Origin of the sequence: Paenibacillus phocaeensis (genome assembly GCF_900021165.1) — a bacterium.
In the GTDB taxonomy this organism is placed as follows: Bacteria; Bacillota; Bacilli; order Paenibacillales; family Paenibacillaceae; genus Fontibacillus; species Fontibacillus phocaensis.
In genome coordinates this window covers 122,932-146,899 of the sequence record NZ_FCOQ01000034.1, presented here as the reverse complement: position 1 = coordinate 146,899, position 23,968 = coordinate 122,932, and the positions used below count along the sequence as shown (strand labels likewise).

Sequence of the window (23,968 nt, the reverse complement as noted above, 5' to 3'; positions counted from 1 at the left end):
GCTTTACTTTTATACCCTATATAACGGTATTCCGTTATGCTAGACAGGTCGATTATGGTCAGATATCACCATGATTGACCTTTATTTATCTTCGCTAATACGCTTCCCCGATAAGGAAGATGGAAAGGTAAAGTATTTGTTGAGATAAATAGCCCGACCATTAATATTGTCAGGAATTATCTGCAAATTGTCCGCAACGAGTGGCTACTTGCCGCGATCGTTATCGTGAACGAAAAATCTGGTGACGACCAGTTGACATAGAGAGTAGGTCGGCTTTATATATTTCAGGAGGGAATTTAAGAAAATCGAGAATTAGGTAATATAGGATTATTTCACCTACAAAATGTGATGGGTAGAACACGAATTTATACGAAAAATTCATTAATCTAAATGAGAATGTATGAGGCCGAGAAACAGGGCTGTCAATCGTCTGTGAAAATGTCATCTTAACTGTGCTATGAAAATGTCACTTTATTTGTCGGAGTCTCCTGTCTACCAGGAGACCTCCGAATAGCTATTATGCTGCGAATACATAGCATCTTGGAATGAGCTTTGTTTTGTGGTACGCTTTGTTTGGTTTCTGCCATACGTGGATTTCCACGGATGGTTTTGGGCGGGTTTGCGGGGCTGCGCAGAACTCGCCCTTTTTGTCTCTTCAGCCTTTCGCCCAGGCTTTTCTGTCACTTTCAAGGGCAAGGCTTGCTCTTGGTACCACAACAGCAACTCGCCATTTAAAGTCTCACGCACTTCGACAGTGGATTTTGCATCGAGTCGGAGTGGACCGGGTTTTGCGAGGGTATAGATCTTTCCGTTGTACGAAAGTGTATTGCCGGTACCCATCTGGCGGTGTTCACGAATGGTAAAGATATGCTCAAGATTGACGGAAGGATCCGCCGGGATATAAGCGGATTGAGCCTCTGTCGGCAAGACAGCAAACTTTTTGTTGTGCTTGTCAAGTAAAAGGGGAAGCTCGCTATTTGCTTCATCCATCGACTTTACACCCAGGAGTCGCAGTTCAATCACCAGACGATCCTGGAACGTTTTCCAGAGTCTTTCTATACGTCCTTTCGCTTGAGGTGTAACGGCCTGAATATGCTCGATATGTAGGTCTGACATAGCCTTACCAAAGTTGGAGAGGGGCTTGGACACACCTGCAAGTTCCTGCTCTATCGTAAGTTTCTCGTTAGGGGATCTGAAGATGGTATGCCGATCACTGTACAGACCCAGCGGCACGCCGTAGTTCTGGATGCCTTGCTGCATCACAAGAGAGTAACCTTCGCGACATTCGTTCTTGTGGAACATAGCGCCAACAACAATTCCTGTCGCATTGTCAATGGCAGCGTGCAGCGCAAAGGCAGGGGCTCGGTCTTCAAGCCAAGCATAAGGAGTCGCATCAATCTGCCACAGCATGCCTGCCTGAGCTTTACGTAGACGGGGTTGATGAGCCTTTGTACGCCGTCTTTGTTTAGCCTGCTTGATTCCCTGATCCATGAGGATTCTTCTTACACTCGAAGCACTCAATTGGATCCCTTCATGTTCCTCCAATAACTCGGCATAATGACAATGATTACTCCCGTAATACTTCTTCTGATATAATTCCGTCACCTGTTTCTTTCGTTCATTGTCTAAGGCATGAATCGGTTTCCTTCCCCGGTTCTTATGAACCAATCCTTGCGCTCCTCCCTCAGCGATATACTTCTTCTTTAATCGAATCACCTGCCGTTCAGTCAGCCCTAGGGCTGCTGCTCCTTCCTTATTCGTCATATGTCCCCCAAGGATTTTTTCCACCACAACTACCTTCTTTAATTCTGCTCTAGTCAATGTTAATGTCTCCTGTCCCATAGTGATTATCTCAGAACAGTTACAGGGTGACATTATCACAGAAGAACAACAGGCCGAGAAACAGGGCTTGCCCAATATCCAAAACTGTGATATTCTAACTGTAAATTTCAGGAATACGGGAACGGTAGCACCGTCCATGATCCGACTATATGTCGGGTTTTGGGCGGTGTTTTTTTGTTTTCGTTCCCTAGAAGGAGGGCGGATCGTGGTTCCGATCAAATTGGTGTTGGCCGTGCAGGAGGAGGAGTATATCGCCCCCTTTTTGCGCTATGTGCATGCAAGCGAGTTTGACCGGCGTGTGACGGTGACGGCGTTCAGGCGGAAGGAGGCTTTGGCTCAATATGTACAGGAATCCGGCGGGGAGATTGACGCGGTATTGGGTGACCCGGCATTTCTTGAGACGGTGGATTCCTTGAAGCAGCCGGGACTTTGCTTCATCAAGCTGGGGGAGGGCGGGGAAACGCAGGATTCCGGCGGCCTGACTGTGGGGAAGTACCAGCCGCTGCATCAGTTGCTCTCTGCGGTGATCGAGCTCGTTCGGGGAGGGATGGGGAAGACGGTGCGGCCTGGGGGGCAGTCGCGGGTCATCGGGGTTTATTCCAGCGTTGGAGGCTGCGGCAAGACGACGGTTGCCCTCCATTTAGCCCGGCAGCTGGCAACGGAAGGGGGGAAGGTGTTTTACCTTAACCTCGAGACGATCAGCAGCGAACTGCCATCTGCCGGGCAGGGATTAAGGGAGGGGCAGTCGGGGCTGGCCCGGCTGCTGTATGACTTGAAGGCAGCGGATGATCGGCGGGAACCGCCCCGGTTTCCGATTTCCGCATATGCTTACCGGCATCCGGTCTTACAAGGGGATACGCTAGTTCCTCCGGATAATCTCAACGAGCTGTTGGAGATGGAGCGCAAGGATACGGCGGAGTTACTCGACTATATCGCCGGCAGCGGACTGTACGATGCGGTGATCGTTGATATGGACTCCTTTCCGGATGGCCGGACGGAAGCGGTGATGGAGCGGGCGGACCGCATTGTCTGGATCCTCACGGATGACTGGGGGGTGATGCGCAAGACCGGGGGTTGGCTGACACATCTGGAGCGCACCCGTCCCGAGGTTTACCGCTTGCTTCTCGGGAAGTCCCGATTTGCGCTTAATCGGTACACCGGCAAGCGGTCGGCGGATTTACCGAGGCCGGAGCTGAAGCTGCAGGCAACGTTATCTTATATTCCAGCCTGGAGCCAGGGCAGCCGACACGGGGAATTGCTGCATTCCCCGCTTTACCAACGCGATATCATTCGGCTCTGCCGAGAGCTTCAGGGCGAGGAGATGGTTCCCCTGGCGATGGAGGGATAAGAGATGGAGGAAGCGGACTTTGCAGCGCTGCGCAGTGAAATTCGTCAGGGACTGGATGTCACCTCCGTTCTGAACGATGACCAGCTGCTGGAGTATATCGAGCGGCGCGTGCTGGAGGACCGGCGGTTGCGCGAGGCAACCGCAGCCGAGAAGCGCAGATGGGTGCGCAGGCTGTACGATTCGTTTCGCGGGCTGGATGTGCTTCAACCGCTCGTGGAGGACCGCAGTGTGACGGAAATTATGATCAACAGCCATGAGGAGGTTTTTGTCGAACGAGAAGGTCAGGTTCAGCAAATGCCCGTTCGCTTCGAATCCCGGGAACGCCTGGAGGATATCATCCAATCGATCGTGTCCGGCGTGAACCGGGTGGTGAACGAATCGTCGCCCATCGTGGACGCCCGGCTTCGGGACGGCTCGCGGGTTAATATCGTATTGCCTCCCATCGCTTTGAAGGGACCGACGATAACGATCCGCAAATTTCCGGAACGTCCGCTGACGATGGAGCAACTGGTAGCGATCGGCTCCATCAGCGAGGAAGCGGCAGATTTGCTGCAACGGCTGGTGCGGAGCAAATACAACATCTTTATCAGCGGCGGGACGGGCTCGGGGAAAACAACGTTCCTGAACGCCTTATCCCAGTTCATTCCCCCCGACGAGAGGGTGATCACGATTGAGGATTCGGCCGAGCTGCAGATCGTCACGGTGCCTAATCTGGTGTCGCTGGAAACCCGGAATGCCAATACGGAAGGGAAGGGCGAAATTACCGTGCGCGACCTGATCCGATCCTCGTTGCGGATGCGGCCCAATCGGATTGTTGTCGGGGAGGTGCGGGGGGCAGAAGCGCTGGATATGCTGCAGGCGATGAATACCGGCCATGACGGCAGTCCATCGTGGGTATTGTGGTAGTGAATTAGACATGGAGTCGTTAGTTGAACGAGATCTCTTGGATGTAAGCATCAAAAAACTTGTTTTTCACACCTTTAATTTTTCGTAAGTCGGTGTTTACTACAATCTTATCAAAGACAGTATGAATAATTTCTTTTTTCTCTTGATCATCGAAATACGCCCAGCCTTCTGCTAGTCCAACCAGTTCTTCAATTCGAGGTATGCCAGAAAAAGCCTTTTGTTCTTGTGCAATCCGTTGGCGAATCTCCTTCTCACGCTTATCCTCTTCAGCCATTCTCTTACGGATTTCCTGCTTCCCAATCAAGCCTTCAACAAACATGTACTGCCACTTTTCCCTACGTTCAGCTACCTTTGAAAGCTCGCGTTTGGCGCTGTCGATTGCACTTTTCTTTTTTCCTTCATCAGCAAATATTTTCATAGCCTCTTCATTAAGTTTTTCCATATCTTCTTGAATTTGATTAATGTACTGGAACACCAAATGTTCGATGTGTGTCTGGCGAAAGATAGGGAGATCACACGTCTTACTGTGATGACGGTTAGAGCAAATATAGTATTGAGTACGGACAATCCCTTTGGTTGTTGTTCTTTTTGTTGTCAATCGTCCAAACATAGCTGCTCCACAACGACCACAACGTAAAACGCCACTAAACCAGTATTCACCAACTTTGCTGAATCCGCCTTGAGATTTCCGTTTCATGTATTTCTTGAGTTCTTCATACTCCTCTTGAGTAAAAATAGGTTCATGTGATCCTTTACCATATACGCACTTTACCCTCTCATCTCGTTTGCTGTTAACGTATGTACCAGCAGGGGTCTTTGAACCAATCCTAATGATACCTGCGTAATATGGGTTCTCTAATGTGTAGGCAACGGTAGCATCAGTCCACTCTCGCCCTCTTCGAAGCTTACCCGAGCGATTCATAATCATAGCCACAGATTTATAACCTTTACCACTCATATACAAATCTCTGACTTCACGAATCAGTGCAGCCTCTTCAGGAATGAGTTGCTCGTCCTGCGTGTATCCATAGGGCACTACGCCACCTGGACGTCGCCCCTCCGCAACCATTTGCTCGACTCCGAAGCGTACACGCTCTGAGATCGTCCCACGCTCCCACTCAGCCATTGCACCGACAAGGGTGATAAAGAACCTCCCCATTGCTGTCGTCGTCTCAAAAATCTCTGTAGCGCTCTTAAACTTCACGCCATAAAGATCAAATGTTTTAAGTAGGGAGTGTAGGTCGCCTACGGAACGAGTAAGGCGGTCGAGTTTGTAAACGAGAACAACATCAAACAGTTTCTTCTCCATATCTTCCAACATACGCTGCATATCTGGGCGTTTTAAGTCTTTTGCTGAATAGCCATCATCAACGTAAAAGTCGTGTATGACCCAATCCTGTGATTCTGCAAAGCTGATTAAACGACTACGTTGCCCCTCAATGCTAAAACCTTCTTCTGCTTGCATGTCTGTTGATACACGAATATAGATAGCAACACGCATTTATACATCGCTTCCTTAAACATTAATGTTTTGTGCATTCCAGGCTTCCCATCTATTTTTGGCTAAGTCGAGTGGAACGACAAATTCTTCAGCAATCCAGCGAATACCTTCATCAAGGTAATTGATGTGTGCAATATCGTCATGATTGATCATGTGAAGGGGTACAAGCAGATACTCTGCGAAATGTGCTGCTTGTATTTCGTGGCGCTGGATATGTAAGTTCGATATTTCTAAGTGGGAGGCTACATGTAGAACATGATGACACAACTCATGGGCTACGGTCTGTCGCCATTCAGGCAGAGATAACTGATCGTTGATATATAAACCGCTCCATCCTATTTTTGTGGGATGGGCGATACAATGACTGCGGATTGAAGTTGGAAAGACTTCGGCTTTACAAGCATAAGCGATGGCTTCGATGTCGATTTCGTGTGGGTAGTGGATATTGAGATAATTCAAGAGTTTATTCACTTGCTGCTCTAAGTTTAAGTTCATGAAACATCGTCCTTTTTCTTGGTGATTATGGTGTTCTAAGCTTTGAAAACACGTTTAAACGGAACGTATGTTCTGTTTAAACTGTAAAAGAAAAGCCCTAAAGGGCTATAGAATTATTTATCTTTCAAATCCCAAGCGGATTCGTCAGTGTCTTTTTCTGTAGGAGGTACTTTCTTTTTCTTTTTGATTTCTTCATGCCAGTAGCGAATAATTTCTTCCTTTTCTTCGTTTGAAGCCTCTAAAAAACCATCGAAAAAAATTTGTTCAAGAAGTGGTGGTTTTGTAGAATTAGTGATTGAATTCTTCAAGACTTGTCCGGAAATAATGGGTGAATCAACAGAACGTACATCTGATTTTCCTACGAGATAATCGATAGACACATTAAAGACGTTTGATATTTTTATGAGGGTGTCCATGTCAGGAGTTCTATTTCCATTTTCATAACCTGAAATGGAAACTTTAGTTAGGTTCAGTTTTGCACCTAGCTCTTCTTGTGTCCACTTATGCTCTTTTCTAAGTTGCTTTAAACGATAGGGAAAAGACAATTTAATCACTCCAGAACAAGTTCAATTAACTTAATAATAAGTTAACAAGCGGCTAACTTCAATGTAGTTAACTAAATAGAAATTATTCATTGACAATTCACTAAACGCTAACATATACTGGGTATAGTTCACTAATGGTTTATTCAAGGAGGTGCTGCATAGTGCTCTTGACTTTAAAGCAAATAAGAAAAAATAATAATAAAACTTGTCAGGAAGTCGCTGATGCTGTAGGGATAAGTAAGGTTTACTACTGGCAAATCGAGAACGGTAAAAGGAAACTTTACTATGATCTTGCAGTAAAAATAGCAGCATTTTTTAATATGTATCCTGATGATATTTTTTTACCTCAAAAGTAAACTAAATGAAAACATAATTTCAAAAAAGTATTCTTTATAGAAACTTTGTTGGAGGCGATTATTAGAATGCAAATCTCAAAACCATATAACCCTGGTTTATCTGAAAAAGCTTGGAATAAGCTGCACAAAATGCTGGCAGCTTTAAATATCAAATACGCTGCTGAGATTCAAGCTAGCCGAAAAGCAAAGCAAGAAAAAGCTATGTAGTGAGTAAAACGATGAAGGAGGTACTCTGATGGGAGCTGCATTTGCAATACAGGTTATGACTGGTAAAGAGAACAATGTTAAAAAGCTGATGGAGTGGGCGTTTGCTCGAAATGAATCCGCTCAAAATTGGATCAAGGCAGTACATACATTTACAACAACTACTCGACGATTGCTCGGTCAGGGAAAGCTTGGAAAAGAGATTAAACGTGCTATTATGCCCGGTTATATTTTTATTGAAATGAATTACTCAGTCGATGAAAATAATTGCTCGGCGCATTTACCTGCCGATGTGTGGCATCTCATCAAGAGTATCCCCGGAGTAATAAAACAATTTACTGGCTCTGGACAAGTTATCGGAGCCGAAGAGTTTCAAAAGATGTTAGGGCTTGAGCCAGAGGAACAACAAGTTGAAGTTGCAGTGCCTATTCAAGAACAAGAGGCACCTGGATCTACGGAAGAAAAGGTTCAAGTCGATGAAGTTGAGAAAAATATGAAGAATGCTCTGCATGAGGTCAATATGGCCAAGACTAAGGAAGAGCGCGTACAAGCACTAAAAGCTTTGGATGTTGCAATTTCAGCCATCCACAAACTCACAATGAGTGCGATACAACAGCTTGAAAAGGGGGCTGAAGAGCCGGTTGGAGTAGTGGCAAGGGAACTGAAAAGCATTCAGCAACATAAGAACCGAATGGCTGAAAGGGTGCGAGCATTTGTAAGAAATAACAAAGAAATTGTGAGTTTTCCAAGAACCTTTTTGGACAAAATTATATACTCTGTTGATCTTCAAAGCAAATGGCTGCAATCACCGCGATCATTGATAACTTTATTGTTTAAATATCTTCGTGAGCCAGGTGTTAGCTGATGGAAGCACCATTACTAGAAACGAGCACAGGCCATGTGGTGTACTTTATTCATCCGCGTAACGGCAGCTTGAGCGAGGAGAACAACTTCGGTATAGCTCGTTGGCAACCGGAAGACGGTGGTGAGCCGTTTGCTATCAAAGGTAATCTGTATGGAGTTAATAAGGGCGAACGAGTTGCTGTTTTTGGTAAGTGGGAGACTCATCCGAAATATGGATTGCAATTTGCTGTAGATCATTGGGAGCGGCCCCTACCTAAAACCAAAGATCAAATTGTTTACTTCCTCAGTTCAAAATTTGTGAAGGGATGCGGGAAGAAGACGGCTGAGCTGATTGTTCAGAAGCTTGGTGATCAGACGCTTGAACGGATTATGCATGAAGGTGCCGCTTGTCTAATGGGTATTAAGGGGATTGGCACGAAAAGTGCAGTGAAAATTGCAGATAGCATTAAAAGCAATTTTGAAATTCAGCAGATTATGATGACGCTGTTGCCCTACGGAATTTCTGCGGATACTATAACGAAAATGTATAAGCAATGGGGGAACGAGTGTGTTGATATTGTGCGGCGTAATCCATATCGACTCACGGAGATTCATCTAATCGGGTTTCTTAAGGCTGATGAGATAGCTATGACAATAGGCATTAGTACAGACTCGCCATATCGCTTAAATGCAGCGTTACAGCATGTTCTTAACGAGACATGCTATAAGGGTGGTCACTGCTTTGTCTTTGAACAGGATCTAATTGATCGGACTAAAGAGCTTTTAAGTGGCGTTTCAGAACAGGATATTGAAACAGAACTTCAGTTAATGGCAGCTCATGAACAAGTAATATGGGAAGAAGATAAGATTTATCCGAAGCACCTGTATATCTATGAGAATAAACTTGCTCATAAGCTGGCTTGCATGGCAACCCGGAGTGGCGGAGCTATGCCTTCTATAGAAAATTCAATCAAACAGTATCAGATGAAGCATGGTATAGTTTTGGCTGATAAGCAACGTGAAGCCATTAGAGAAATGTTTCGTCAGCAGATTCTAATTGTTACAGGAAATCCAGGCACAGGCAAAACAACTGTGGTAAAGGCTATGATCGACATATATAAAAAGCACTATCCCGAAGCATCCGTTGGGCTATGTGCTCCTACAGGCCGTGCAGCTCGTAAGCTTGGAGAACTGACGGGAATGATCTCTTCTACTATTCACATGATGCTTGGCTTCCGACCAGGAGCAGAACCAGAGTATGGGGATGATATGCCGTTGCCGTTTGACCTGATTTTCACGGATGAAGTGTCGATGAAGGACTTGCAATTGGCTTATCATCTATTTCAGGCAATCGGGCCAAATACAAAAGTGGTCCTTATAGGAGACACCGATCAGCTCCCATCTGTGGGGCCGGGTAATGTCCTGCACGACATGATTACAGCAGGAATACCTCATGTTCGTTTAACAGAGATATTCCGTCAGGCGCAAGAAAGTCAAATCATTATGAATGCTCATCGCATAAATAATGGAGAACAGGTCGTCATTGATAAAAATAAAGACGATTTCTTTTTCATCGAGCAGCCTGAGCCTGAACGGATTGCTCATCTGGTTGTGCTCAGTGTGCTGAGATTTTTGGACAAGGGGCATAAGTTAGAGGATATTCTAGTTCTCAGCCCAATGAAGAAAGGTGTAATTGGCACTGAGGAACTGAATAATGCACTCCAAGCGGCGGTGAATCCTCCGGCATTAGATAAAGCCGAGATGAAGACCGTTGGGCGTATATATCGTCAAGGAGATAAGGTTATTCAGATTCGTAATGACTATAAGAAAAAGGTTTTAAATGGTGATATTGGCGTTGTCATAGGTACAGCCTTAGTAAAGGATGAAGAAGGCGAGTTGACGGATGAAATAGGGCTTGCCTGTGATTTTCAAGGAAAAGTAGTGGTCTATAGTAAGCATGAATTAAAAGACTTACTCTTGGCCTATGCCATTACCATACACAAGGCTCAAGGTGGACAAGCCCCTGTAGTTATTATGCCTGTCTCTACCAGCCATTACGTTATGTTGGCTCGAAATCTGATCTATACTGGCCTGACGAGAGCTGAGGATGTCTGTGTCATGATTGGAACTCGTAAGGCACTTAGTAAGGCTATAAGCAACAACAAGATGGTACAGCGTAATACAGCACTAAGGGAGCGGATTGAGAGTAATATGCAGAGTATTCCTACAGGGCAGAGGAAGGTATATGGATAAGATTGGGGCGTTAAAGCAGACACTTCAACAGGCAGAATTGAAGGCGAAAAGGCGAACTGAGATTGATCTAGGTAAGGTCAATGATGAAGAGGCCAAAGCCAATGAACAAGGGTTCATGATTGTACGCAAAAGGCAGAGAGCAGTAAATCAAACAAGATTCTCTCAAACCATTGATGAAAATATAGCCTATTTATGTCAGACTCAATATTTAACTAGTGCTGAGTTTAGCTTCATCTTTACACTGGCTCCTATGCTTAAAATGAACGTTAATGCTATTGTTGATCCTACATCGGGGCAATATTGTTCCGTGTCGGAGATTGCAACGTATCTGAAGCGAAGTCGGCAAAAGACAAGTGAGATGATTTCTGATTTAATTAAGAAGGGGATTATGTTTGAGTTTGCCAATATTCATGAACTTAAAATTCACGGCCGCCATGTCACAAGGCGGCCATTTTTCTTGAATCCAGAGATTATATGCTGTGGAGACAAAAATAAACTTCAAAGCGGGATTGTTCAACTGATGATTCATTACAACGTTTTGGAAAAGGCTGGTGTGAAATTGCCGATCAAAGCCGTTGTTGATCCGCATGGACAATATGGGAAGTTGGTTAAGAGGAAAAAATTTTTGGAAATGCAAAAAAGTAAGCGGATCAAATAATTATCATTCAAAAAGCAGGCGTTCTGTGAGTAGGGGGTGTCACCAAAAGGAGACACATGTGTCACGAAAAGGTGACACCCCAAAATGCTGAAAAATGCTTATGTATCAAGGGTTTCCTGACTTCAGCGGGTGGTCTTCTTTCTTAATCTATATAAATTACAGTGACCATGGATTTCAGGGGCTAAGTTGCTAAAAGGAGACGATGAATGATAATCACAAAAGATGTGCGTATTCAATTTATCTTTGGTGAGCTAGATGAAGATACATACGATGTTGATCTGCAAATATCATGGGAAGCGTCAAACTCAACAGAAACAGAGGTCAGGACGTCGTTGGATGAAGCTGTGCAAAAATGGATCAAGGAGAATGTGAGTTATACATGGGAAGAGATTGAAGTTGAGGAGGATGATCCTTAAATCTCAGAGCATGCGCGTGCGCACTATGAACAGTCTTTGAAGCACCGGCTGTGGTGAGTGTCACTTTTGGCGAATGGGCTGAGGGGCACTAGGGGGAGGAACGGGGAGCGCTGAGCAGGCATGGTGGTTTCAGGCAGATATGGAGCAATCCCCTCCCTAGTCCTATCAGCCCAATATCTAAAAGCCTATTTTTGCACTGATGACACATTTAACTCAGCAGTTAATTACTTCCTTTTCCAGGCACCCCAGCGATGGAGTTACTAAAGATTGCAATGTTGACGAACAATGTGATGACTTGAAGAACTATCAGGATACCTTTGAGACTCGTAAACATTTCTTTCATAACAACCACTCCCTTTTTAATGATTTTCGCTGGGATATCACTATGGACCAAGACCAAGACGGACTCCGGGAGCGGAGCCTGGAAAAAGAAATAATTAGTAGTATTATTATATCATATTTGATCAAATTAGTGTTTCGAAAATTTAATGTAATACAATTAGGTAGCCTTTGACTGGTTAATCAGGTCAGAGGCTTTTTGTATTTTATAGAGAGTGAGGAAACTCTAAAAAAGTCAAATGGAGGAACTTAATATGTCTGAAAATGTATTTAAAGTGTCTTCAAAATCTTCGGTAAATGCACTAGCTGGTGCTGTGGCTGGTGGCATCCGCGATGGAAAGGTGAAGCTGGAATTACAAGCCGTTGGTGCAGCAGCTGTCAACCAGGCGCTTAAAGCTGTAGCTGTAGCTAGGGGGGTATGTATCATCCCAAGGTATCAATCTGACTTGTATCCCTGCTTTTGTGGATGTGATGATTGAAGGAAAGCAGAGAACTGCCATGAAGCTAATTGTCGAGTCTGAGAGCCATTGATCAATGACAAACTTTCTGGAAAGTGGAAAGGGGTGGGAAGGATGTACTTTGCTAACGAACAACACAAAATTAATTTTCAACGTATTGCAGCGAAATTTCCTGACGTAAAAAAGGCAAGAGATTATTGCGCTGCTTGTTACATCGGAGCATATCCTGAAATTTTCAAATGTTTCGCTTTGGAAAAACAAGTACATGGGCCATTTGACTGGTATTTTGATTATTTAGTTGACCCGTGTAATTTTGTCATACGAAGAGATTGCGGGGAAACAACTGGTGATACAGCTCCGCTTACCGGACAAACTAGATGCTTGTTGGAGCTTGGCCTGAACCTTTGGAATGGTCGTGATTTTGATTTATCCGTGGGTCTGTGCTCTTGGGATAGAGAGCTATACCTTGTGGCGCTACAGGCCATAGATTTGCGCCGCTCTTCTCCAATATTGTCATTAACTCAATAAATAGCCTGGAGGAATCGTTCATATGAATACATTAACAAAGTCTGAACGAATTCGCAGTAGAGAAAACATCCAGACCATACGTGAGGAATCTGGACATACCTGTGAGTACATTGACTCTGCTACTGGAGAACGTTGTAGTCATCCAGCAGAGGGGGAGCCACATCATATCCGCACTCGTGGATCTGGGGGAGATGATCGCAGGGAGAATCTGATTCATTTGTGTGGTTGGCATCGCCGATTGTTTCATGACGGAAATTTGGACAGAAATGAATTAATTACAATCGTCGCTAAACGTGAAGGGCTGACACCAGAGGAAGTGGCGGATATCTTGAAACTGAGCTATCAGCCGCCTCCAGCTCAGCTTGCTCCCCAGCCCAAAATAGAGGAACTACTGCAAGCCTATATTCAGATCGATGAACAGGAACAGGAAACGAGGTTTGCTAAAGGGCAGCTTCTGGATGCAATGCTAGCTGCTGGAGCCAAGCAAAAATTCTTGTCTTCGCAAATTGGAATCAGCCCTGCGCAAATTCGTGAACTTGTTCATGTGTACCGTACATTCCCAACTCCAGAATCTCGTATCCCTTCACTCAGTTGGTATCACCATCGGGTAGCTAGCCATTCAAGCGAACCGGCTGCCTTATTGATGAAGGCAAATGACGAAGCCCTGAGTACAAGGGATTTGCGCAAGGTCATTTTAGAACAGGAAGGAGCCAATAACATTGTTAAGCAAGATGAAGATCAGGAACAAAAGAAGGCTCAACGACTATTGGTATCTGTACAAAAGCTCTTGGATACCGGAAGCGAGGCTGCCAAGTGGTTTGAAAATGAATTGAAACAGTTGTTCGAGGGGGAAGAAGATTGATTTTAGAAAACGTGCTTAATATGCTTGATCGTGATCATGCCAGACGAGTCAGTCATCTTTCAATGTCACTGGCTCGTCAGTTGGGGTTAGGTGAACATGAGGTTTCCCTTATTGGTCAGGGAGCTTTGTACCATGACATTGGTAAAATAGCTATTCCTACGTACTTATTGGATTCACAAGAAAAATTTAATGAAGAGGAACGTAAGTTGATGCAACGGCATGTAGAGTACGGATTATCCATTCTATCTGTACATACAGGCGAAGAGATTGAAGCGGCGAGGGAGATTGTCGCTTCACATCATGAGCGTTGGGACGGACAAGGATATCCTCACGGTCTTATGGGCGAAGAAATCCCGCTGTATGGTCGTATTGTTGCGGTATGTGATGTATTTGATGCCCTATGTTCAAATAGGCCGTACAAGGCAGCGTGGCCTGTAGATAAAGCGCTAGATTATATTAAAGAACAAAGTGGAGAGGCGTTTGATCCAAGAGTGGTTGAAGCATTCTTGCAGATGATGGCAGAGGGTGTAGCGGTATGAATGGGGCTTCTCATCTAGTTGGTGGAGTGACTGCCGCAATGGTGCTTGGCATCCACTCTCCAGCCCAGCTTGCCGTTGTAGCGGTATCATCCTTATTGCCGGATATAGATCGTCAGAACAGCTTACTAGGGCGTTTTATTCCTGTTTTGCCGAGTGTCATAGAGGCTACTTTTGGAAAGAGAACATTGACACACAGCATCATTTTTGGAATTTGTGTATGGTTATTGCTTAGCATTCATTCAAGCTGGCAATGGCCTTTTTTAATTGGTTACGTATCCCATCTGATGTTGGATGTAATAACAGGCAAAGTTGCCTTGCTATGGCCGCATCGTTGGAAATGTGGTGTTCCGTTATTTGGAATCCCACCTGTTTTTGTTGAGACTATTGCAATTGCCGCTTGGGGAGCATGGATGGTACTAGGTGGTTATAGTCATTTTTATATCGCTTAATATAATCAAAAGCTTCTACACACTGTTGTGGGAGCTTTTTTGCTTTTATCGAGAACATATGAAGGGAGGGGATTGCATGTTTGCAGGTTGGATTAGCAAAAAGTATGGTATTGCGTGGTCGGTAAGTGAGTTCCGGAAAGACAAACGAGTAGGAGTATGCAAATAGGGAGGTCATTCACTTGAAAAGGTTAAAGCAGATTTTAGTTGTTATGATGGCAGGTTTATTGTTTATGTTCAGTGCTACCCCTCTTCAGAATTCAGTACATGCACAGAGCATCAAGGAGAGAATTCAGGGTAGCCAAGGTAGCGAAGTATCTAATTTGGAGAAAAAGGTAGATGAATCAACCACTGCGGGGGTTGATATGGCGCGGCGCATTTTTGTGACACTCACAATTATCTTCGGGCTGTGGCTTGCTATCAGCTATTTCCGGGCAGGTTTTTCCCCGGACACTTTAAGAGAGACGAAAGGGAAAATTGTGTTTTTCCTTGCTTTCTTAGTTTTGTCGTTTTGGACAGAAGATATCTTGGGCGCGGTCTTCAAATTATTTGGCATAGACCTATCCAAACTGTGAGGAATTGGCTATGTGGGGACAATATCATCCGATACCGTACAAAAGTGCGATCAAAGAAAAGTTCATTACAATCTTTGGCATTGGCCTAAGTCTCAGTCAAGCGGCATGGTGGACAGTTGGAGGGTATTTGTCTGTTCAAATGTCCAAGGTGGTTCCGCGCATTGGGACAGACTGGTTCTATTCAAGGCTCCACTATTCTATACCGTTCTTATTCTGCATGTATCTTTGCTATTTCAAACATACCGGGACTAACCTCCCGGTATGGAAATATTATTATCTGATACTTCGACTGAGATTGCGTCGAAGAAGATATTTGTACAAGAAAGGAGGAGCATGATATGGTCCTGATGCTCATTTTAGCTTTAGCGGCAGCAGTGCTCTATTTTATGAACTATCAAAAAAAAGAGAAACCACTTACCGTTCAGGAACTAATCGGAGCGAATAAATCCAATATCACATGGGATGGGCTTGCTCAAAACGGCAATAAATATCGCTTAGTAGTTGAAGTCGAACCTATTAATCTGGATAATGCCTCGATTGAGGAAAACAAAGCTGTATGGCTTAACTTTCTTGGCCTCATTAACACGATCTCATTACCGGTTACATTTATCACGCAATCCCAACTGTTTGAGATGAAGGATTATACGGATGCTTACGGACAATCGGTTCAAGAGCTTCCTGATGAATATCCTGACCTGAAGAAAACGGGAGGATTGGTAAGACAATATTTGATAGAGAGTTTGGATCAAGGCACGATCAGAAATTATCACGGATATATTATTTTTGAATACGACCCTTTGAAGGCAGAGACAGGTGTGGCAGGGGCAGGGAGAATGAATGCGATTTTGGACAAAGCCGCTCCTAAGAAAAATAACTTATCGGAAGAAGAGCAATCTGATCTGGCATTGCAAGTATTAGAAGAGGTAGAGAACATCTTATATGGCTTCTGTGAACAAGTAGGAATGCGATATCAGCGTCTGGATAAGGCGGGAATATGGAACTATACCTACCAAACCTTACAACGTGAGCTGGCTCCACAAGCGCGGATGATTGATGCAATACGATCAGATTCATTCAAAAGATCAAAGCACTCTTTAACACAGGAAGAGTTGCAAAATGCGTAAAGGAACCTGGTCAGATGCCGTTAAAAAGGTCAGGCAAAATGAAATTGATCAAGTTCCAAGTAGGCCCGGAGTTTGTCCTTGTGGGAGTGTAAGATTTTCACTGAGCTATTTAAGCGGTCAGCTTGTCCGTACATGTAAAGTTTGTGGAGATAAATTAGCGGTATAAGAAGGTGGAATGGAAGTGTTCAATTTTATAAAAAGGAATAAAAAAGGTGAGGGGCTGGGAAATGAAACCCAGTCTCATCTTGATACCGGGAAAGCTAGTGGAGCTGACTTCGCTGCCCCTTCATTTATTAGAGAAACAATTCCGAAAGATAAAAGTGCTAACCAAATTAAGCTTGATGACTATGCGGTAGAAGTCGGTGGAACAATTACACCAACTCGATATTTTCGTAGTTTTTATGCTGAGATTTCTTCGGGCAATACCTGGGCAGGGATGCTGGATTCCTTAATTCGAGCAGATCATGGTAAAGGGGATGTGGACTTAGCGATCCATGTTCAGCCGTCATCAAATGATCGAGAACTAGATGAGATCGGCAGACGGATAGCAGGATTGTTATCAGATTTGGCTGATGAAAAAGATGTTCGTAAGATTGATGCCATGAGAGACGAAATTGCAGACTTGAAAGAGCGACAAAAACGCATTCGATTGAATGTTGAACGAAGTTTTCGAGTGTCTATTCAGGTAATCGTCAGCGCCCCTGAATGGAAAGAACTCATGAAACTGTGTCGCTCACTTGTTCAGCGCTTTGCTGGGAAGTCGATCTATCTCCGATCAGCCGATGGTCAACAACTTGCAGCGCTGCAATCCGTATTACCTACTGCCGAAGCTACGGCAGTTCAAAAAGAGCACATTCTATCATTGGAAAGCTCTAACGTGGCTGATCTTTTTCCATGGGGTGGAGGTAGCTTAAATCATCGTAGTGGTGTTGTAATTGGTAAAGATCGTATGGGACGTCCGGTGTGGCTGGACAACTGGCATCCAGAACTAGCGAATTATAATATGTGCATCATTGGACGTTCTGGTGCCGGGAAAACGTTTGTGACCATGTTAGTTACACATCGTTCCTCACATCTAAGAAGGCAAATTGGAATTATTGATTGGAAGGGAGAGTACGGCGACTTTCTTCGTGCTTTGGGCTGCCCATTTATTGAACTCCACGAGCATTCTAAGCATCGTATCAATCCATATGATGTTGACATTACAGAACTTGCAGACGGGACAAGATTTGTTGATATCGAAGAAGCGGCGAATTCTGTACAGGCATTAGTCTTTAAAATGATTTCTGTTTATGACCGAAGTGTATTAACCGGCGAAGTGAAAGTATTTATTGGTCGAGCTATAAGACAGCAGTATGCGGAGTACGAGATAACTACAGACCCTGAGAGTCTGTACACGACGGATCAGATTGTACAAGATGGCATTTTTCGGACTGGGAAAGTAAGAAAAGCAATGCCTGAACTAGTTGGGCTGTATGATAAGATGAGCAATCATAAAAGCGAAGCCATTAGAAAGGCGAGTGAGTTATTACAACCATTTACCCGCAAGGGTGAAATGAGTTCATACGCTATTTTTGATGGTCCTTCTACAGTAGAACTGAAGAATGCACCAATCTTTGGTTTTGCGATTAATCGCCTTGATCCAGAAATCATGCGTCCTATCGGTTTATTTGTTACTGAACGCTGGATGATGGAACGCTGGGCGAAGAAACATCCAGAGGTTAAGAAACTCCTCATCATTGAAGAATGCCAGAATATATTTCTTGACGAAGATTTTGGAGCTGTTTGGGCAGAAAGTGCGTTTCGTGAAGGACGCGCCACTAATACAGGGATTGTTCCTGTTACTCAGGGGTTGGAGGTGTTTACTCGCTCTCAAGCTGGAATGGCTGCCATTAAAAACAGCCCGATTAAGATTATCGGCATTCAGGAGGCGCTGGATATTGATGCTGTGCGCGGAAAACTAGCGTTAACTGAAGGAGAAGCCGACTTCCTTGTTTATCAAGCTCGCAAGGGAGATATGCTCGTCAAAGTTGATAATCAATCGGCTATCGTACATGTAGATGCATCCCCATATGAGCATATGTTGTTTACCACAGACCCGAACGATCCGTTATACGCGGAGCGTAAACGATATATCAAGGAAAGAACTAGGGCTGAGGGAACAGCATAGGAAGGGAGAGAATAAGCTTGCGCCGCATTACGATCATTTCGTGTTTATTTCTAATGCTGGTTCACAGTTTTGCCCTTGCAACTCCTGCCTTTGCAGCCGAAGAAAAGGGTATTATAGGTAAGCAAGTCGAGGAATATTATTCGGACGAGGATAACAAGCCGGGATTGATGGAGCGAACCCTTTCTGATGTCCTCATTGGAGCGGCTAATTTTTTGATAAAAAAATTTAATATGAAAGATGTAACTTTGCTGGTATTCGGCAAAAATCCCGAAACATCCAATGATGGGTTCTTGCAGGGGGGTACGGAAGACCTTCGATCAAGTTTATACCTTGGAGTATTTTCCGAGGGAATGATGGATGCGATAGACGCGATCTATACTGCTTTGGAACGTTTTATACCGTATCCTATTTTTATTGCTCTTATACTGATGGCTTTTTTACTTCTCTGGCACGGATACACTGGAGAAGGCAGAACAAAGGCCAAAGATTATGCAACAGCCTTTGTTGTTGGACTAATATCTTTAAGATTTGGTGTGTATTTGTGGAAGTTCGTTGCTACGATTGTTAGCTGGTTTACGGATTTAATCTGGGCGGTTATGGTCGATTACGGACTTCAGCCAGGACTCTTCCTCAATACGATTTGGGGGACAGGTGAAGCTGGGTATGATGATATGGTTAGCTATCGGGGATTTATCGTTTCCATTTTGGTTCTGATGGCTGCGCTTATGACAGCAAAACTAAACTATGACTATACCATGCGATCTATTAATCTAATGATCCTACTAGTAACGTTTGTTGCATGCTGTATGTTGACCTTGTTTCCTCGTTATCGCAACGCTTTGCAAACATGGTGGGATCAATTTGTTGCCAATATGATATTGCCCGTTGCCCATGCTTTGGCATTAGGGCTATTTTTTTTCTTGCTCTATTTTAGTAGCGATGGTGTATCTAATTGGGTGATTGTGGCGTACTTATTTGGCTTTTCCTCCATACAAAATCTTGTTCAACGTCTCTTGGGAACAGAGCAACCAGATACCAAAATGGGTCGAGCATTAGGTTTTGGTACGTTACTTGCAATGGGTAAAATGTTTTCTGGAAAGAAATCGGGAAAAGCACAGTCGGCTGGTGGCGGCTCATCTGAATTGATGGGCGATACGTCTTCTGGTGATGTTGCGTCCGCTGGTACAGCAGGAGCTGTTTCTAGCGGCTCATCATCTAGGGTAATGTCTGGTGCAAAGCCGAGTTTCAGAAATAGGGCGACGAATATAAGTAAGAAGGCTGCTGGATTTGCTCTAAATCAAGGAGCAAAAGGCGTTGGGGCCGCTTTAGGAGCCACAGTTGGATTAATGGCGGGTAAGCCATTAGAAGGAGCATTTGTAGGTGGGGCTGTTGGAGGAGGAGTTGGAAAAAGTGCTCAGTTGGTAGGAAAAGGCGGTATGTGGTTAGGCAAGAAAACTTACTCCGGTGCACAGAAGGTCGCAGATTGGGTTAACAGCGGTAGAGAGGAAGCTATAGAGGAACCCATACTTGTGACCGATCAGCCGTATGAAGAAAAGCCTATGCAACGTTCGCTAACTGTTGTAACTGAACAGCCTGAACAGCCCTTTAGAACAAAAGCAAAAGGTGTAGGTGTTATCAACGAAGGTATAGCTATAAATGGCGGGAAGTTTGATGGGGATAGAACAAAGACACAGGGTAAGTCCAACTTTGCTGAGACTGAGCCGACTCGTGCTCGTGGATCCGGAAGTGCTTCTGGAAATGTTGCCGTAAACCGGGGTGTTAGAACCAACGGTGAAAATTTTAAAGGTAACATTATTTCAGATGGTGGAGAAGTCACAGGAGGGGTCATGGATGCCAATAAAATCAAGAATGCGAATGGTGAAACTGTAAATTCATCTTCAAGAGAAAATATTCCGTCTCCAAAATCAGGGCCTGATAAGTCTCCATCAACTGGAGGTAAGCACTATAATTATTATGTTTAGGGGGAAAGAATGGATATTGAAAAAATGCTAAAGCAAGGAGGACGAGTACTCCTTAACAAAGCATTAAAGCCGATATTGAAAGCTATCCTTCCTTATGTACTGGCTATTGGAGGGATTGCACTACTGCTGTTTTTGCTCTATTTTATGATCTTTGAGCTTCCGAAGCAGTCAGTGATAGGGACGTTCGATACAATCAAGGATCGTACATCTGGTTTTTTCTATGGTACCAAAGAAGACTCAGATGAACAGTTGTTTGATGAGTATCAGGCTATTGCTGACCGCTGGCATGAAGAGTTAACAGCAGAGCAAGAATCTCAAGTCCAAACCTATGCATTGAATTGGCAGTGGCTGGCTCAGGTGGATCGTTCACTCAACGATCCATCTTTTTTTAACACATTTTTAGATGAAAACGTCAAGGAAGTAGTGCTGAAACCAGAGGAGACTTTTAAAGAAGTACGCCCCAAGTTCACATGGAAAAGTTCTGAGATTGTTACGGTGAAAGAGGTTTGTCTTCGAAATGAAGATGAGGATGGTGAGGTTACGTACGAAAAGTCAACAGTGACTGAACGTCAGCCCGTTCTTCTTCTGAAAAAGGCAGAGACGATTCAAAATGATTATGTCTATACTTATGATTCAGAAACAACAACTGAAACTTCCCCATCTCCATGCGGTGATCTGACGACAACTGTAACCCAAGACAAATTACAACGGATTGAACCGATGTACAGCGAAGATTGGGAGCCATTAAGAGAAATCCTTATTGCTCATGGTGCAAAGAGAGTAGAAGATCAGGACTTTCTTTTAGAATACTGGCTTTCATATCTTTCTGATGGTGATGGCGAAGGAGATCCTCTAGTTGGCTGGTCTCCAGTTATTGGGGAAATAGTTTGGCCAACAGAGGGAAGTAAGATCACATCAACTTTTGGAAGCCGAGTTCATCCAATCACAGGACTAATAAAACTGCACGCGGGCGTTGATATTGGAGTACCGATTGGTACACCTGTTTATGCTGCGAAATCCGGTAAAGTGATCTTTGCTGACTACTTAGGCACCGCAGGTAATGCGGTTATGATTCAACATGATGGCGGTATGGAGACGCGGTACTATCATCTGAATAAGGTTAAGGTGGAATCAGGACAAACGGTAAAGGCAGGGGAAGAGATTGCAGAGTCGGGGAATACTGGCGGTTCAACGGGACCGCATTTGCACTTTGAAGTACGGGTAAATGGAGAGCCTGTGAATCCGCTGGTTTATTTCGGTTATGAAGAATCATCCGATATATTGGTTTACCGCCCTTTGGATATACCTGTATTACTTGAATGGTTAGGCAAACGAAATTCAATGTTGGCTACAAAAGAGATATTAACCATGATTGATGATGCGGCAAAAGCTCAAGGAATTGATCCTTATTTGCTAATTGCTATCACTGGAGCAGAACAATCTTTTGTTCCAAAAAGCAATAAGTATGCGGATAAGATTGTGAAGAATCCCTGGAATGTCTTTGGAAGCTGGAAAGAGGGGAAGGGAGCTGAATTAACCACTAAGGACGCTGCTATAATTGCAGCCAAGACGATAGTAAAGCTTTCGAGGGGGAAACCATCTGCAGTTAGTCCTATCGCATGGTTGAGCGATCCTGAAAATCCAAACGGGGTATATGCTACCGGTTCAAATTGGGTTAGGAACGTAACCAGTATTTATGAACAATTATCCAAATTAGGGGATTGACGGTTATCCAAAGTCGAGATAAAATAATAGTATCCTTAGCGAAGCTATATTCTTTTAATTGTAAAAATATTCCAAAACAACAACCTCTATATTCAGGGGTTGTTTTTGTTTTGCTATAAAATGGAGGGGTACAGATGATATTAAAAGTACGGGCGTTGTTAATGGCGATTATTTTACTGGTCAGCCATGTCCCTTTAAATACGGCTTTTGCTTCAAATAATGCATCTATTGAAGCATCTATAACTCAGGAGATCAAAGACAATTCTAAGACATTTGATCCTGAGGAAGTGGGGAATCGCTTAAATGAAAAGGGGGAAGAGCTTTTTTCTGCCGTTCAATCAGGAAGTAACTTTTATGTATATCTTGCACTTGGCATTTTCCTAATCTTGCTTATCGGTGGTCTCTTCTATAGAAAGCTGCTTTCAGTTGCCTTTCTACTCTTGTTTTTATCCATTATTGGATATCTAATCATCAATTTCTGGCCGCAGATATTTGACGGGGTTATGTCTATTTTGAATTGGTTGTTTGATGGGAGGAGCGAACAGTGAAACTACACCTGGTGTTTGATTTGTCCATTCTGACGCCACTTGCTGAAGCTTTAGAAGCACAAGGTTATTCTATTGCTGGTACGGATGTAACGCTTGAGCAGTTTGCGGTTGCTGCATCAGCAGGGCAGGTAGATGCGGAAATTGCAATTGTTGATGGAGGGCTAGGAGTAGTACATAGACAGGACTGTGTGAACTTCCTGAAGGAAGTGCGCATGCGCGTACCAGATACAAGACTGATTGTTATCTTGCCAGAAGTAGATAGCGAGTGGCAAAGAAGTTTAGGGATGTACGGTATATATGATGTTTATGCCGCCGAACAATTCGGAGTAGAGGATATACAAAAATGGATTCAAACGAAAAAAACATTGGCGGATATTCCTGGCTTTAATTCTGAATTACCTGCGTCTTCTCAAAAGAAAGTCGAGAAGAAAGTTGGATTCTCTTTAGAGAAGAATAAAGGGAAGGTTCAGGCTCTGTTATCCGACTGGACAAGGGGGTTTAAACGGGCTGAAAAAGTAACTGTACCGGTAAATGATGAAAGCAATGAGAGAGAAGCCCCTGAGTTAACAGATCATATAGAGAGTCCTGTGACTATAAAAGAAAAACAGGAATATGTAGGCAGGGATATGCAGAACAAAACCGATTCTCAACCGGAGAAGTTGCCGATCTATCATGTATCCCAGCCCTACATCGTTGCAGTTGGGGGACTAGCACGTAGGAGTGGTAATACACACACAGCCCTCCAGATTGCCTATGAGACAGCGAGTAAGGGATTGAAAACGGCTTTTGTTGAATATAGAAATAAGCCCAGACCATCAGACATCGTGAGTTTTGCTACAGATTTTGACGGTTTAAAGTTCAAGCGACACGGTATTGATTTCTTCCCTAATCGTTCACCATTTGATGTAGCCGAAGTCTACACGCTCGGATATGACTCAGTTATTCTTGACCTTGGTGTATTGGTGGATGAAAACGAAGGAAGATTAGTGATGAATTCGGCTGCGCAAGAATTTTTGCGTTCTCAATTCCAATTCATTACCCTGTCGGCTGCACCATGGGATTTGCATTATATTGTTCAACATTTAAATGAACTCTCTGTTCTCTTGAGAAAATCATCATTCATTATCAATTATGCAGATGAAGACATGATCAAGGAATTTAGAGAGATGTTACCATCTATAACCTCTATTATGAATCCTTTAGAAGCCAATCCATTTACGGATTCAGGGGAACTTGCTTGTTGGCTACGGCCCAAGGAAAAAAGAAAACGATGGTTTGTACAGTAATTGAAGCCTCTACTCTTAA

General features: G+C 43.9%; 22 protein-coding genes and 2 pseudogenes. 20 read left to right on the top strand and 4 right to left on the bottom strand.

What is annotated here, in order from left to right:
• Positions 1–492 precede the first annotated feature (492 nt).
• Positions 493–1,821 carry an ISNCY family transposase gene (locus BN3795_RS22615; protein WP_068786938.1) on the bottom strand — a complete coding sequence of 443 codons (1,329 nt, stop codon included), beginning with the start codon at positions 1,819–1,821 and terminating at the stop codon, positions 493–495.
• Between the two features lie 226 nt (positions 1,822–2,047).
• On the opposite strand from BN3795_RS22615, the gene BN3795_RS22610 reads away from it, so the two are divergent.
• Positions 2,048–3,190 (top strand): P-loop NTPase family protein, encoded by a 1,143-nt coding sequence (locus BN3795_RS22610; RefSeq protein ID WP_068786937.1) that lies wholly within the window; start codon positions 2,048–2,050, stop codon positions 3,188–3,190.
• Between the two features lie 3 nt (positions 3,191–3,193).
• Positions 3,194–4,081, top strand: a pseudogene (locus BN3795_RS22605) (CpaF family protein); the annotation flags it as partial.
• Between the two features lie 34 nt (positions 4,082–4,115).
• On the opposite strand, the gene BN3795_RS22600 reads toward BN3795_RS22605, so the two are convergent.
• The 3 genes from BN3795_RS22600 to BN3795_RS22590 all read right to left on the bottom strand — a co-directional run bounded on the left by BN3795_RS22600 (position 4,116) and on the right by BN3795_RS22590 (position 6,637).
• Positions 4,116–5,597, bottom strand: coding sequence for a recombinase family protein (locus BN3795_RS22600; RefSeq protein WP_009226486.1), 1,482 nt, complete (start codon positions 5,595–5,597; stop codon positions 4,116–4,118).
• Between the two features lie 15 nt (positions 5,598–5,612).
• Complete coding sequence (locus tag BN3795_RS22595; RefSeq protein WP_068786936.1) at positions 5,613–6,092, bottom strand: ImmA/IrrE family metallo-endopeptidase; 480 nt, start codon at positions 6,090–6,092, stop codon at positions 5,613–5,615.
• A 113-nt stretch (positions 6,093–6,205) separates the two neighbouring features.
• Positions 6,206–6,637, bottom strand: coding sequence for a helix-turn-helix domain-containing protein (locus BN3795_RS22590; RefSeq protein WP_068786935.1), 432 nt, complete (start codon positions 6,635–6,637; stop codon positions 6,206–6,208).
• A gap of 161 nt (positions 6,638–6,798) precedes the next feature.
• Here BN3795_RS22590 and BN3795_RS22585 point away from each other — a divergent pair, with 161 nt between their 5' ends.
• The 18 genes and pseudogenes from BN3795_RS22585 to BN3795_RS22515 all read left to right on the top strand — a co-directional run bounded on the left by BN3795_RS22585 (position 6,799) and on the right by BN3795_RS22515 (position 23,949).
• The gene (locus BN3795_RS22585; protein WP_009226489.1) at positions 6,799–6,993 is read left to right on the top strand and encodes a helix-turn-helix transcriptional regulator; all 195 of its coding nucleotides are present in this window, start codon (positions 6,799–6,801) and stop codon (positions 6,991–6,993) included.
• A gap of 66 nt (positions 6,994–7,059) precedes the next feature.
• On the top strand, positions 7,060–7,200 hold the full coding sequence (locus tag BN3795_RS25730; protein ID WP_156124767.1) for a hypothetical protein: 141 nt from the start codon (positions 7,060–7,062) through the stop codon (positions 7,198–7,200).
• Between the two features lie 28 nt (positions 7,201–7,228).
• The gene (locus BN3795_RS22580) at positions 7,229–8,062 is read left to right on the top strand and encodes a transcription termination/antitermination NusG family protein (protein ID WP_068786934.1); all 834 of its coding nucleotides are present in this window, start codon (positions 7,229–7,231) and stop codon (positions 8,060–8,062) included.
• Positions 8,062–10,293, top strand: a complete 2,232-nt coding sequence (recD2, locus tag BN3795_RS22575; RefSeq protein ID WP_068786933.1) for an SF1B family DNA helicase RecD2 — start codon at positions 8,062–8,064, stop codon at positions 10,291–10,293. The genes BN3795_RS22580 and recD2 overlap by 1 nt, the downstream gene beginning before the upstream one ends.
• Positions 10,286–10,951 (top strand): hypothetical protein, encoded by a 666-nt coding sequence (locus tag BN3795_RS22570; RefSeq protein WP_068786932.1) that lies wholly within the window; start codon positions 10,286–10,288, stop codon positions 10,949–10,951. Before recD2 ends, BN3795_RS22570 begins: the two co-directional genes overlap by 8 nt.
• 206 nt (positions 10,952–11,157) lie before the next feature.
• Positions 11,158–11,367 carry a hypothetical protein gene (locus BN3795_RS22565; RefSeq protein ID WP_068786931.1) on the top strand — a complete coding sequence of 70 codons (210 nt, stop codon included), beginning with the start codon at positions 11,158–11,160 and terminating at the stop codon, positions 11,365–11,367.
• 593 nt (positions 11,368–11,960) lie between these two features.
• A pseudogene (locus BN3795_RS22560) lies at positions 11,961–12,237 on the top strand (stage V sporulation protein S).
• A gap of 41 nt (positions 12,238–12,278) precedes the next feature.
• Positions 12,279–12,692 carry a hypothetical protein gene (locus BN3795_RS25725; RefSeq protein WP_198524804.1) on the top strand — a complete coding sequence of 138 codons (414 nt, stop codon included), beginning with the start codon at positions 12,279–12,281 and terminating at the stop codon, positions 12,690–12,692.
• A 22-nt stretch (positions 12,693–12,714) separates the two neighbouring features.
• Entirely contained in the window at positions 12,715–13,554 is an 840-nt protein-coding gene (locus BN3795_RS22555) for an HNH endonuclease (protein WP_198524803.1), read from the top strand.
• Positions 13,551–14,093, top strand: a complete 543-nt coding sequence (locus BN3795_RS22550) for an HD-GYP domain-containing protein (protein WP_068786929.1) — start codon at positions 13,551–13,553, stop codon at positions 14,091–14,093. The genes BN3795_RS22555 and BN3795_RS22550 overlap by 4 nt, the downstream gene beginning before the upstream one ends.
• Positions 14,090–14,542, top strand: a complete 453-nt coding sequence (locus tag BN3795_RS25315) for a metal-dependent hydrolase (protein ID WP_110945318.1) — start codon at positions 14,090–14,092, stop codon at positions 14,540–14,542. The genes BN3795_RS22550 and BN3795_RS25315 overlap by 4 nt, the downstream gene beginning before the upstream one ends.
• Positions 14,543–14,721: 179 nt before the next feature.
• Complete coding sequence (locus BN3795_RS22545) at positions 14,722–15,114, top strand: hypothetical protein (RefSeq protein ID WP_068786928.1); 393 nt, start codon at positions 14,722–14,724, stop codon at positions 15,112–15,114.
• Between the two features lie 338 nt (positions 15,115–15,452).
• Entirely contained in the window at positions 15,453–16,238 is a 786-nt protein-coding gene (locus BN3795_RS22540; RefSeq protein WP_068786927.1) for a hypothetical protein, read from the top strand.
• A gap of 175 nt (positions 16,239–16,413) precedes the next feature.
• Positions 16,414–18,408 (top strand): VirB4 family type IV secretion system protein, encoded by a 1,995-nt coding sequence (locus BN3795_RS22535; protein ID WP_068786926.1) that lies wholly within the window; start codon positions 16,414–16,416, stop codon positions 18,406–18,408.
• A 17-nt stretch (positions 18,409–18,425) separates the two neighbouring features.
• A complete protein-coding gene (locus BN3795_RS22530; RefSeq protein WP_068786925.1) occupies positions 18,426–20,390 on the top strand; it encodes a hypothetical protein in 1,965 nt (654 codons plus the stop codon).
• Positions 20,391–20,399: 9 nt separating this feature from the next.
• Positions 20,400–22,115: a M23 family metallopeptidase gene (locus BN3795_RS22525; protein WP_068786924.1), complete on the top strand. Its 1,716-nt coding sequence runs from the start codon at positions 20,400–20,402 to the stop codon at positions 22,113–22,115.
• A 134-nt stretch (positions 22,116–22,249) separates the two neighbouring features.
• On the top strand, positions 22,250–22,663 hold the full coding sequence (locus BN3795_RS22520) for a hypothetical protein (RefSeq protein WP_068786923.1): 414 nt from the start codon (positions 22,250–22,252) through the stop codon (positions 22,661–22,663).
• Positions 22,660–23,949, top strand: a complete 1,290-nt coding sequence (locus BN3795_RS22515; protein ID WP_068786922.1) for a hypothetical protein — start codon at positions 22,660–22,662, stop codon at positions 23,947–23,949. Before BN3795_RS22520 ends, BN3795_RS22515 begins: the two co-directional genes overlap by 4 nt.
• The last annotated feature ends 19 nt before the right edge of the window (positions 23,950–23,968 follow it).